This is a genomic window from Achromobacter sp. Root83, assembly GCF_001428845.1.
GTDB lineage: Bacteria > Pseudomonadota > Gammaproteobacteria > Burkholderiales > Burkholderiaceae_B > Achromobacter.
Genome location: NZ_LMIU01000001.1, coordinates 162,835 through 175,796, shown reverse-complemented (window position 1 = coordinate 175,796; position 12,962 = coordinate 162,835). Strand labels below are relative to the sequence as shown.

The following is a 12,962-nucleotide window of genomic DNA, read 5'->3' as shown; positions in this document are numbered from 1 at the left end:
CAACGAGGAGCAGACGAATGAATTACCACCCGGACACCTATCAGGCCTTGTCCTTCGGCGACGCGCGGGAACGCTTCCTGGCGGGCACGCAACGTCCCAGTGAATTTCTGGCGTCCTGCCTGGAAACCATCCGGCAGCGCGAACCCGTCGTCAAGGCATGGGTGGTGCTGAACGAAGCAGGGGCGCGCGCCGCCGCCGAGGAATCGGACAGGCGCTATCGCGCCGGCAAACCGCTATCGCAGATCGACGGCATGCCAGTCGGCATCAAGGACCTGATCGAAACCAAGGACATGCCAACCCAGATGGGCAGCCCCGCGTATGCCGGCAGCTTCCCCAAGCGCGATAGCGCCCTGGTCAGGGCATTGCGCGACGCGGGTGCGATCATCCTGGGCAAGACGGTGACCACCGCCCTGGGCTTCCTGGATCCGGGCCCCACCACCAATGCGTTTGATCCGCAGCGCACGCCGGGGGGCTCGTCCAGCGGTTCCGGCGCGGCGGTCGGCGCCGGCATGGTGCCCGTCGCCATCGGTTCGCAACTGGTGGGATCGGTGCTGCGCCCCGCCAGCTTCAACGCCAACTGGGCGCTCAAGCCGACCTTCGGCGGCATCAACCGCGGCGAACGGCTGGGCTACAGCCAGTCCCACGTTGGCATACACGCCGGCTGCGCGCAGGACATGTGGGCGACGGCCATGGAAATCGTGACGCGGGTCGGCGGCGATCCCGGCCATCCGGGACTGTACGGCGGCCTGTCCGCGCCCCAGCCGGAAAAGCCGCGCCGCCTGGCCGTGATGGAAACGGAAGGCTGGCCGCGCCTGGACGCCGCCTCCCGGAACGCATTCGAAGCACTGCTGGAAAGGCTGCGGGGCGAAGGCGTGGAGATCGTCCGGCGATCCGATCTGCTGCTGCTTGAGATCTTCGAACAGTCCATCGCCACGGCCACGGACAACATGCTGCGCCTGATTTCATGGGAGCAGCGCTGGTCGCTTGAAAACCTTGTCGAGCAGCATCCGGGCACCTTGGGCCCGAGCCTGCTGCGCCAGTTGGAAGGCGGGCGCGGCGTCACACTGGAAACCTTCCGGCAGGATCTGGCCTTGCGCGACCTGGCGCGCCAGCGCCTGGCCGCGCTGGCCGGCCATTGCGACGCATTGATCAGCCCCGCTTCCTGCGGCCCCGCGCCGCGATTCGACGCGACCCGGGATACGCCGTATCCCACGGGCGATGTCTCGTTCAGCTGCGTCTCATCCTACCTGGGCGCGCCCGCCGTGGCCGCGCCTTTGCTGTCCGTCGACGGCATGCCGTTTGGCGTGCAGTTCATCGGGCAGCCCCACGAAGATGAGCGCGTCACCGCAATAGCGCGCTGGGCGGCTCAGTGAGCCACGGGCTGAGCCGCGCGGGGCCGACGCGGGGCCTATACCCAGGCACCGCGTTCGGCAGGCGATGACGTTGCGCGTTGGGAAATGACGGCAGCGTGGTGCACCGACCAAGGCGTCGCTATTGCGGCCCCTTCTGATGGCCCGCGCCGAGCAATAGTGGGCGTCCTGCGGACCATAATGCTCTGCGCATGTCAAGAAGCCGCGCAGGTATCCGCAAAATGATGTCGGCGTCAGTTAAAAAGTCCCGGCATTTATCGATTTTTCCCTACAACTCTGCACTGCCGGCGGCCTTTCACTAGTTGCCGCTGCGGTTTTCTTTAGTGCCGTTCGGGCAGAGAGACCAGCGACTTGCAGCTGCAGACGCTGGCGCGCCGTGCGCGCAGACCATTCAAATACTGAGTCGATTGCTCCATTCCACGCCTCGGCCGACGCTTTTGGCCTGCATGGGCTGTCGATTGAAGTCGAGCCCTAGGCAACCTCGGTCGCTACCAAAGCCAAAACAGCCCAGAGCACCGTCATGCGGCATAGACCCATGATTGAACGACACGGCTTGGACAAAGCTCTGACAGAGCAACGCAACAAAATCTCCGGCATGTCGGAACTGCTACCTGATCCTGAGCCACCGTATACCGGCCGAGTCGCCAGAACGCGACGTGCGGTCCCACGCCCATGAGTTGGGCGTGGCCAAATGCCCGGCACCTCATGATCTCCCTTGCCCCCCGACGTCGTATGCAGCGAGGTGAACGAAGCGCGTTCGCCATCTTCATTTCCGAGACTTCATCGAGCGCCTATCAAATGCCCTCGTGGTCGGCCGGCATCCTGCATAGGGCCACAGCGTCCCTGCCATCGCGCCTCTAAGGCATTCGCGCCGCATGACGACCAAACTTGTGAACACCCCAAAGTACGACGAGCAATCAGGGCGTTCCAATCGCCGCCTCCATCTAAAGCGCAAATTCTAATAAATACTATTAAATATTTTTATAAGAAACCGCCCCCCTGATCAGTTCAACTTTTTCCCACATCGACTATGACTAATACTAAAAAACTCTCTTTTCAATGCAATCGTGTACGCATAGGGTGAGCCACGGCATTCAAAAAAATTTGACCAATTTTTTTTCAGGAAATTGTCAGCATTCATTTGTTAATTTTCATCGACCGTTAATCCATATTAAAAAATAACTAGCCAAGAGGTTCAAATGCTCACACTGGGAATTGACTCCAAAGAATTTGTCGCCTCGCATTATGACAAGAAGCCGTACTTTTCATCTGGAGGATTTACACCTACAACAGCCTTCTCTACGGAAACGATTGAATCATTACTGGAAACATGGGACTCCTCAGCCGGCACCGTGGCCATGTATAAAGATGGCCGGTTGCCAGAGAGTTATTATTCGGAACGCTACCAAGATTTAAATGATATCCGAATTCGCCTGTTACCGGATCGTGTACGGATATACCTTGAAGAGGGTGCGTCATTAGTTTTAAATCGCCTGGAAAGGCGATCCACCTACTTCGCAGAGATATGCAGAGAGCTGTCCGAATTCGCAAACGAAAAAATAGTAGCCAACGGATATCTGGCATTTGGAGGGAGCGGGACATTCGGTAGGCATTGGGATACGCATGATGTATTCATCGTTCAGTTGCAGGGAAAAAAGCACTGGAAAATCTACGAACCATCATACGAGCTCCCGCTTCCAAAACAGCGGAGTACCAATTACAAATCATATTGCCCCTGCGATCCTGTAATAGATCGGGTATTAGAAGAGGGTGATGTTCTGTACTTACCTCGTGGATGGTGGCATGAAGCCATTCCGATCCCCAAACAGGCATCATTTCATATTGCAGCTGGAATCCACACAACAAAAGTGGTGGACTACTTTGAATGGCTATGCCTTCAGATCCTTCCGCAATATGTAGTTTTCCGCCGCGGCCTGAAAGTTGGTGCACATGACCTCAACGCGTCGATAGTTCGGGAGGCGGCGAAGGCGATCGCCGACAGACTTGCAGATCCGTGTTGCTTAACGGAATACATGGAGGGGATAGGCTCCATGCGCAATAGGCATCTCAGTTCGTTCATTCCATATTGAAAAAAATCTAACACTGATGAACAGCTCTCTTTGTATAAAAGAGATGCGCGCGTTAAGACTCGTGCCGCAGCACGAACGTTTCAACCTAAAAAACCAACCTAAAGGAAAGAAATGCGACTATTAACTGAGGATGAAGTGATGCAAGTGTCGGGCGCAATGAATATGGTCGTTATCGACTCTATAGTTGACGTGGGCGCAGGGGGATTGGATGTCAACTTCTATCAATCTGCGCAGGGCAGTTGGTTCATAACACTTTCTCAAGGAGGTAACGCGCCATTCGCTGAGCTCAATATTGGACTTTACGCGACATGTATGGCAATCGGAAAAGGGGTGGGGGTCGTGGCCGCCGCTGGTTCGCCATTGCTATCAGCGGTCACTAGTTTTGCAGTCTCAAATGCTTGCAAGTGGGGCTTGCAAGACTACTATCCCGATGACGGAAATGACGGAGATGGGTACTGATTTAAAAAAAAGAGTATAGAAACCGGGTGGTCTATAGAGCCGCCCGGACTCTTTTATATTCAAAAGAACCTATTTAATGAAGAACGCAAATCGAAGTGAGACGCCTCTCTTTAGACATGAGGCTATCTCGGCAACCCGACCAAAGCTGTTGGGCAGCGTCATAATTACACAGCCCCTTACCTTCACTCTCCTGACAATTTTCTTTGCGGGCGTCGGCGCATGCCTACTGGTATTTATATTCACCGGTGAATATACCAAGAGAGCAACTATTACGGGACAAATCATCCCGGATGCCGGCGTTTTAAAAGTGGTTTCACCCGCGCCCGGCATTCTTGTTTCTAAGCTGGTAAAGGAGGGTAGTACTGTTAAAACTGGCGACCTGCTCTTCGTAATATCGGGGGAACGGTCAAGCGCGCTTCAAGGCCAATCTCTACAGGCTGTGAGCTCCCAAATTCGGTCTCGTCAAAATTCAATTCGAGCGGAATTAGCGGCGACGCAGGTACTGCAAATTAATGAAATTAACGCTCTGAACATAAAAGCGAAATCTTTGGAGGTCTCGATACGCGCGATACGGGACCAACTCGTAGGCGTGCGTAGCATGATTAAGGTCGCGTCCAATGGCGTGCAAAGGTACACCGCCCTATCACGCGAACAATTCATTTCCATGGATCAACTACAGGAAAAGCAGATCTATCTCCTGGAGCAACAGACGAAACTGCGCGCGCTCGTGCGAGAGCATGATGAAAAGGAGCTCGAGCTTGAAACAGCTAAATCCGAAATTGCTTCCGTTCCGCTGAAACACGAAAACATTAAAAATCAGTTAAAGCGCAACCTTCTACAGTCTGAGCAAGAACTAATTGAGAGCGAGCAAAAACGTGAAATTCACATTATCTCGCCTGGAGATGGCAGGGTTACGGGTCTGCTTAGCGAGGTTGGTGCGATGGTCGACGGTTCTATTCCAATCGCCAGTATCGTGCCTCTCAATTCCACACTCCGAGCTGAACTATATGCTCCGAGCCGAAGTATAGGATTTGTGCACCCTGGTGATGTTGTTCTACTAAGGATTCAAGCATATCCGTACCAGAAATTCGGACAACGCGCAGCTCGAATCAGATCTGTATCAGTAGCAGCCTTTTCCATATCTGAATTATCCAGATTGACTGGGAGCCTTCCAGGGGCTGATCTAAACAACAACCAAGAGCAATATTACCGAATCTCAGTGAACATCGAACCTGGCGATCTCGATCCAAAACGGACCTTGCCTCTGGTCGCGGGCATGATGGTTGACGCAGACATCCTACGTGATCGAAGAACAATATTTGAGTGGATTTTCGAGCCACTATTTGCGTTCAACCAGCGAGGCTCGCGAACTGCGTCTGAGTTTGATCAGGTTGATGATCTAGAAACAGAGAGGTCCCCATGAAACACGGCTCGAACAAAATTATTGGTCAACCGCGGCTTTCAGTTGTTCTGCAGACGGAATCTGCTGAATGTGGTTCCGCCTGCGTATCGATGATCGCCAAGTTTCACGGACTTACCTTGGATTTAGCATATCTGCGACAACGCTTTCCAGTATCGCTCAAGGGAGTGACTCTTGCTCAGCTCATGAAGATGTGTGCGCAACTGAATCTCGCAGCTCGGCCAGTACGCCTAGATGTGGAAGACCTCGGCCGCGTACGATTGCCCTGCATCCTACACTGGGAGATGAATCACTTTGTGGTTCTAGAAAGAGTCGGTCGTGGCAATGTGACGCTGCACGATCCGGCGCGTGGCCGTGTACGACACCCTATGAAAGAGGTCGTCGAGCGATTCACTGGAGTTGCTCTAGAGATATGGCCTGGGCCGGACTTCTCACCAAAGACGGTAGCTCCGAAGATAGAACTAAGGGGGATGCTTGGAAAAATCGTCGGGTTTAAGCGTTCAATAATCCAAGTAATACTCTTGTCGAGTGTCTTAGAGGTATTCGCCGTTCTCAGCCCATTGTTTCTGCAGTGGGTCGTCGATCACGTAATCGTCAGCGCTGACGCAGATTTGTTAACTACGCTGGCTATCGGATTTGGGTTACTCCTATTGATTCAACAAGCAATAGGTGGCTTGCGCAGTTTAGTGGTCATGAATTTCGGCACAAACCTCAGCTATCAAAGCAAGGCGAATGTTTTTAACCATCTACTAAGATTGCCTACTCAGTACTTTGAGAAAAGACATATTGGAGATGTCATTTCACGGTTTGGATCTGTCGATACTATACAGCAAACTCTAAGCGCATCACTAGTGTCTGCAATTCTTGACGGAGTTATGACTTGCATCACGTTAACTATGATGTTTGCTTTTAGCTTGGAGCTAAGTGCTATAGCCGTTTCCGCAATGATTCTATATGGCATAGGAAGAGTACTTTGGTATAGACCTCTCCGTTCCGTCAGCAGCGAGTTAATCGTTCGATCTGCTAAGACCCAAAGCCATTTTCTGGAAACGATGCGTGGAATCAAGGCAATTCAACTCTTCGGCAGAAGGGATGACCGACGATCAGCCTGGCTCTCCCTCCTGATTGATCAAATCAATGTAGGGTTGAAGAGTCAAAAACTGAAATTGATCTACCAGCAAGGAAACGGGTTAATTTTTGGCATCGAGAGCATTTTAATTATTTGGCTAGGCGCAAAATTTGTCATGGATGGGCTGATGAGTGTGGGCATGCTTATGGCATTCAATTCCTACAAGAGCCAGTTTAACTCTCGAGTAGGGGCATTAATTGATAACTATTTTGAATTAAAAATGCTTAGTCTGCAAAGCGAGAGGCTAGCAGACATTGTTCTTGCTGAGCCTATGCAGGAAACTCCAATAGACTCAAACCTATTACCGGGCGCGGATCCATCAATTTGTTTAAAAAAGGTCGAGTACCGCTACGCACACGGCGAGGCAACTGTTTTGAAAGGAATAGACCTTACTATTTCAGCAGGCGAAAGCGTTGCCTTGACTGGCAAGACGGGAAGCGGCAAGACAACATTGATAAACATAATCTTGGGGGTATTGACACCAACTCAAGGAAGTGTGTTTCTCGGAGCTACTGATGTAAAACATATGGGAATAACTTCATTAAGATCCATTACGGGAACCGTAACTCAGGACGACGTTTTGTTTGCAGGATCCATTTCGGAAAATATAAGCTTTTTTGATCCAGCAATAGATATCGAACGAGTTAAAAAATATGCCTCCATATGTGGCATTCACGATGAAGTCGTTCTAATGCCAATGGGCTACAACACGTTGGTTGGCGACATGGGCACTTCTTTGTCAGGAGGACAGAAGCAGAGAATTCTATTGGCGCGCGCGCTCTATATGGAGCCCCGAATTCTAGTCCTAGATGAAGCGACCTGTCATTTGGACGTCGACAAAGAAGCGGAGATTGTACGCGCATTAAATCAGCTCCCTCTAACGAAAATATACGTGGCTCACCGCCCTGAACTGATTTCGTCTGCCGACCGAGTCCTTAACATCAAAAACGGCTATCTCTTCGAAAACCTTCCGAATGCAATTGCGTAAACATTTATGTCATCTTTCCGCCGAAATTTTATTTATTCTTGGCTAATCGCATCGTTTTTTTTAAGCGGCCCGGCAGCGGCCTTGCAAGCGGCAACCTGGCCGACATTGGCTCGCCCGCCGGACCTACACCATTCGGGGGCTGTATTCAATCCTCCATCGGCTTGTGCAGAAAATATTGCGACAGATTTGGCATTGGGTTTGGATGAAATCCTTCGTGCTGCCCTTTGTTCAAATCCTTCGCTGAAAATGAGTGTCGCGTCAATTTCTGAACAAGAGGCGAACGTCCATCTCGCAAATTCGAAATATTGGCCCACCCTGGAGGCGAATATCTCCGGCAGCAGATTTAGTAAAAACGTATATTACAAAAGTTTCTCTGAAGCGAATTACTCGTTGCGCGGGCTTACGGGCGCAACAAGTTTATCGCTGAACTGGGTGCTGTACGACGGCGGAGCTAGAGAGGCGAATCTGCATAAGGCTGAGTACCTTTTGGCTGTCGCTCGGCATGTGAATAGCGGTGTCTTGATGGAAACACTCATGGCGACATCCGACGCATTCTACAAAGCTCAGTCCGCGACTGAATCGGTCGCCGCAGGAAGAGAAGCTGTAGCCCGAAGCCGTACCGGCGTCGAATTGGCGAAGAGACTGCTTGATTTGGGCGTAGGGGCGCGCGGCGACATGTTGTTGGCGGAGACTACTTTTATACAAGCCCGCATAGATTTGGGGGAAGCTGTTGCTATCGAACGCGAAGCCCTCTCCGAAGTGGCTAGTATCTTAGGCCTGCGCCGGGACGCTGAAATCAGAGTTACACAGCAGGTAAAGGATGTGAATCCAAATTTGATTCAATCGGACATGGCCTACTTGCTTGAAGAAGGGGTACGTCGGAATCCGGCGGTTATGTCGGCAGTGGAGGAGACAAATGCCGCACAGGCAAATATTGCGTTGATGGCGGCTGAGCGGCGGCCGACGGTCGCGTTAGCGGCGAGCACTAGTCGGAGTTTGACTCCTCCCACTGAATCAGCCACAGAGCAGAGAATTCGGGGCTGGTCAATTGGGCTGCAGGTGAAAATCCCCTTATTCTCTGGTTTTTCAAGTTTTCATAGCGAGCAGGCGGCGATCGCACAGAGAAATTCTAGGATTGCTGCCACGTTAAAGGCGGAACGAGAGGCGGCTCTTAAATTGTGGCAACAGAAAGAACAGATAGATATTCAATTATCGAAATTAGTTCTAATTTCGGATTTGCTAAACGCAGCAGAAAAATCGCATGACCTGGCACTTGGAAGGTACAAGACGGGCGTGGGCACCATGCTGGAGCTATTGCAGGCGCAAAAGGCGTTGACGGATGCAGCATTGGAAAAAAATAAAACTATTTCTGCGCTTATGATTGCTCAGTCAAGGTTGGCTGCAATGATAGATGGGATATAGATTTACACGCTCTATGAGCGTATCAAAATTTTAGGACAAAAATGAAAAATCCCAGGCGATCACAGCGTATTGCAAAGCTAGCACTTATATTTTTTCTTATAGTCTTTGCAAGAATTTCGTATTCAAGGGAATTGAGGCCCTTTGGTGTACATATGGGAATGACCCACACTCAACTAAGCGAGCAAGTGGACATTAGACCGCTTACGGGTCGCAAGAGTGAGTATATAAGCACAAAGGCGCCCTCGAGCAAAAAAGAATTCGTTTCCTATGTTTATACGATTTCTCCCGAAGTTGGGCTATGTCGAGTCACAGCCATTAGCAAGGCTGCACCTGAGCTAGAGATACAGGCATCGCTGGTTAAAATCGGAAGAATTCTAGAAAACAAATATGGTCCGTTCGAAAAAAACGGAACAAGTTTTATTTGGCGCCCCAATAATCACCGCAATATACAGACAATCGTGTTACGTGTAGACAGGGCCGATCGGATGACGGGATTGCGACTAGGATATATTTTTTCAAATTTCGGCGAATGTGGGGTGGCCGACCTGAGAAATATGTAGTCAGAAGAAAATATTAGAGATTAACAATGCGAAAGATCCTAAAATATATTTGACCAAGCTCTTTCCTGTTCGCTTACTCATCTTGTAGTCACAGTACAAAAAAAAAGCAATCAGGGCGACAATGACGAGCACGGCAATTAGGAGACGATAGCTATTATTATCCATAATATTTACCAGAAATAGACGAAATCTCTAGGAATGATGGAGTTAATCTACTTGTTTTAATAGAGAGGCGCAATAGATTAGAAACAAATTTCGATGTGATTACGGTGAATTCAGACGAGTCCATGAATGCGACTTCGCGTGCGTGCCGCAGAAGGAGTCGTGCATCTCGCAGAACGTGGACAACGAGAATCTGTTTTCCCATTGGTCAAAGTACGTGAGCAAGTCATCCGCTCCTTATGCTTCCTGGGGTGCATTACCGTCGAAATGTTGTGATGCCGGCTGCCCTGGCATTGGGAACCCCGCGCGCTGCAGTGATCCGCGCGGAAATTGACGGCGACCCGGTGGACTGGTGTGCAAGAACCCTTAGAATGCGGCCATCTTGTGCACAAGGAAACCGGCAATGAGACCAGGGCCGCCGCTACTGCTGACCCTACTGATGGCTTTGGGCGGCTGCGCCACCGCGCCGCCCTCGAACCCCGAGAACATCTGCGCGATCTTCCGCGAGAAGCCCGATTGGCACGATGCCGCGCTCAAGGTGCAGAAGAAATGGGGTGCCCCGGTGCCGGTCCCCATGGCCATGATGTACCAGGAATCCTCCTTCAAGCAGGACGCCGTGCCGCCCCGCTATTACTTCCTGGGCATCATCCCGTGGGGCCGCGTCAGTTCCGCCTACGGCTACGCTCAGGCCAAGGACGAAACCTGGGCCGACTACAAGAAAGACGCCGGCGGCTGGGGATCCAGCCGCGACGACTTCGCCGACGCGCTGGACTTCATGGGCTGGTACATGAGCAAGACCCAGCGCATCAACGGCATCTCGAAATGGGATGCGTACGGACAGTACCTGAACTACCACGAGGGCTGGACCGGCTACCGCAACCGCAGCTACGACCGCAAGGCCTGGCTGAAGACCGTTTCGCAAAAGGTGCAGGCGCGCGCCGAGAAGTTCACGGCGCAGTACAAGAACTGCGAGGGCGATCTGACGCGCGGGGGATGGCTCTGGTGAAGAAGGACACGCCGTCCGCATAACCCTGCGCCTGCATGCCGGCGAAAAAAAACCCCCGCCGGTCCTGAGCGGGGGTTTTTCATATTTGCCGGCCGGGGCCGACCGGCTTTAGAAGTCCATGCTGGCCGACAGCGAGAACGTGCGCGGGCCGCCCAGGACCAGATAACCGGAGCCTGGATAGCCCCCAACGGAAGCCCAATAATTGCGGTTGGCAATGTTCTCCACACGAGCACGCAACGTCAGCGTGTGACCAGCCACGTCCGTCATGTAGCGAACTCCAGCGTCAAAGCGCGTCCAGCCCGGCACTTTCAGGGTATTTTGCGCATTCGCGTATGAAGAGCCGGTATAGACGACACGACCGTCGACCGTCAGGCCCTGTACACCGGGGATATCCCATTCCGCGCCCATGGTGGTCTGGAATCGCGGAACCCCGATAACGCGGTTACCATCGATAGCCGGATCCCCGGTGGACAGCTGTTCCGCATCTAACCACGTGAAGCCTCCCAAGAGGCGCACGCTACGTGACACTTCCCCAAAAGCGTTCAATTCAACGCCCTGGTGACGATCCTTGCCTGCCTCCTTGAAAGTGAGATCTGAAAGGTCCGTGTAGGCGCGAGGCTTGTCGGTGGTGAACAGTGCCAAGGTGGAGCCAAAGTACTCGCCTTCGTACTTCACCCCAATTTCCTTTTGCTTGGAAACATAGGGTGCCAGGATCTGACCAGCGTTCACCACATCCAACGCGCCTGCGCTTGTAGAGACAGTGGCTGGCGCGGTATCACCCGCGACCAACGCTTCGATGTAGTTCGCGTAAAGAGACACGTTGGGAGAAACCTTGACTACGAGCCCCGCAGCCGGGGAATTGTGGCTCGCATCGTACGATCCGGTCTCCCTGCCACTGTCGTAGTCATAGCTACGGCTCGACAGGCGCTGATGTCGAATCCCAGCAGTAAACAGAACACGATCATCAAGGAAGGACATCGTGTCGCCAAATGCAAAACTGCTGGTCTTGAGGCGACCCTGCAAAGACGGATCATCCATATTGCCTACAACCCTCGTAAGCGGAGGCGCGTCGTAGTACGAAACGGGGTTGTATATGTTGGTCAGGCGCGTGCCGCCCGTGGCATAAGCATTGTCTTTCTTCAATTGGAAAAACGCGGCCGAGGCGACAAATTGATGACCCACAGACCCGGTCTGCACATTCGCCCGCAGCCCAAACTCACCCGTATCGACTTGGTCCTCGCGAACATTATCAAACCGCGAGAATTGTGCAGCGCCGGTGCTCCCATTCGTGACTGTCACGTTACCCAAAGAATTGGATTCATCACTGCGTCGGAAACCGTAAGCGGCCCATCCCGTCAGCTTGTCGCTGAAATCATGCTCGGCCCGCACAGTACCGAACACGTCGCGTTCATTAGAGTAGGACCACGGCTGCGCAAAGTTGGAACTGGCGTCCGGTGCATCGGGAACCACAGTCACGTCTCTGCTCAAAGTCACGTTCGGTCGCGTGCGTTTCAGCTTGTTTTCCTGCCACCCGATATCAGCCGACAATCGCGTGTCCGCCGACCGCCAGTCCAAACCCAGCGAAACCAGGCTGGTGCGAGAATGCTCATCGTCGATGCCTGTATCGCCGCTGCGCTGCGCGGCGTTCAAGCGGATGCCGGTGCTGTCGTCCGGACCGAAGCGGCGCGCGATGTCGGTGGATAGCTGGAACTGCCCGCCACTAGACACGCCCGTCGTCACGCGGGTCAAAGGTTCGTTCGGCGCCCGCTTGGGCACCAAATTGATAACACCGCCAATGCCGCCGCCGCTGGGTGGGGCGCCTGTCAGGAAGGCTGATGCGCCGCGCAACACTTCAACGCGTTCGAACAGCTCGGTAGCGATGTACTGGCGCGGCAACAGGCTGAACAGACCGTTGTAGGCTACGTCGTCCGAGCTGAGGACGAAGCCGCGGATGAAGTACGACTCCTGGAAATTGCCGAAACCGCGCGCCACGCGCACGCCCGCATCGTTCTGAAGCACGTCACCCACGCTGCGCGCCTGCCGGTCCTGGATCAGCTCATTGGTGTAGCTCGTGATGCTGAACGGCGTGCTCATGAAATCCTCGGTGCCGAGGATGCCGACGCGTCCCCCGCGCGCCACCTGCCCGCCCGCGAAGGGCGCGGACAAACCGCCTGCCGATGCGTCAGCGCTGGCCTCGACCCGGATGGCGTCCATTGAGGTCACGGAGCCGTTTGTCGCGGCCGGCTGGGACTGGGGGGCAACCTGGGGCGCGGTCTGGGCATGGACGGCGCCGAAGCACGGCAGCGCGGCGGCCATGCAAGCAAGAGTTCGAATTTTCATAACGGGACGCTGGTGG

Annotated in this window: 8 protein-coding genes; 7 read left to right on the top strand and 1 reads right to left on the bottom strand. The window is 53.3% G+C overall.

All coding sequences use genetic code 11. The annotated features are described in order from the left end of the window. Nucleotides 1-17: 17 nt before the first annotated feature. The 7 genes from ASE30_RS00765 to ASE30_RS00750 all read left to right on the top strand — a co-directional run bounded on the left by ASE30_RS00765 (nucleotide 18) and on the right by ASE30_RS00750 (nucleotide 10,606). On the top strand, nucleotides 18-1,373 hold the full coding sequence (locus tag ASE30_RS00765; protein ID WP_057282358.1) for an amidase: 1,356 nt from the start codon (nucleotides 18-20) through the stop codon (nucleotides 1,371-1,373). Between the two features lie 1,196 nt (nucleotides 1,374-2,569). Beyond that, nucleotides 2,570-3,460 (top strand): JmjC domain-containing protein, encoded by an 891-nt coding sequence (locus tag ASE30_RS28280; protein WP_082601408.1) that lies wholly within the window; start codon nucleotides 2,570-2,572, stop codon nucleotides 3,458-3,460. Between the two features lie 111 nt (nucleotides 3,461-3,571). Beyond that, nucleotides 3,572-3,919: a hypothetical protein gene (locus ASE30_RS28785; RefSeq protein WP_156407491.1), complete on the top strand. Its 348-nt coding sequence runs from the start codon at nucleotides 3,572-3,574 to the stop codon at nucleotides 3,917-3,919. A 76-nt stretch (nucleotides 3,920-3,995) separates the two neighbouring features. Beyond that, nucleotides 3,996-5,342, top strand: coding sequence for an HlyD family secretion protein (locus ASE30_RS28275; protein ID WP_082601407.1), 1,347 nt, complete (start codon nucleotides 3,996-3,998; stop codon nucleotides 5,340-5,342). Beyond that, nucleotides 5,339-7,456 carry a peptidase domain-containing ABC transporter gene (locus ASE30_RS00760; protein WP_057282357.1) on the top strand — a complete coding sequence of 706 codons (2,118 nt, stop codon included), beginning with the start codon at nucleotides 5,339-5,341 and terminating at the stop codon, nucleotides 7,454-7,456. The genes ASE30_RS28275 and ASE30_RS00760 overlap by 4 nt, the downstream gene beginning before the upstream one ends. A gap of 6 nt (nucleotides 7,457-7,462) precedes the next feature. Further along, a complete protein-coding gene (locus tag ASE30_RS28270) occupies nucleotides 7,463-8,878 on the top strand; it encodes a TolC family protein (protein WP_082601406.1) in 1,416 nt (471 codons plus the stop codon). Between the two features lie 1,125 nt (nucleotides 8,879-10,003). Further along, the gene (locus tag ASE30_RS00750; protein WP_057282355.1) at nucleotides 10,004-10,606 is read left to right on the top strand and encodes a hypothetical protein; all 603 of its coding nucleotides are present in this window, start codon (nucleotides 10,004-10,006) and stop codon (nucleotides 10,604-10,606) included. A gap of 108 nt (nucleotides 10,607-10,714) precedes the next feature. Here the strand turns inward: ASE30_RS00750 and ASE30_RS00745 are convergent, their stop codons facing one another. Continuing rightward, complete coding sequence (locus ASE30_RS00745; RefSeq protein WP_057282354.1) at nucleotides 10,715-12,946, bottom strand: TonB-dependent siderophore receptor; 2,232 nt, start codon at nucleotides 12,944-12,946, stop codon at nucleotides 10,715-10,717. Nucleotides 12,947-12,962 lie beyond the last annotated feature (16 nt).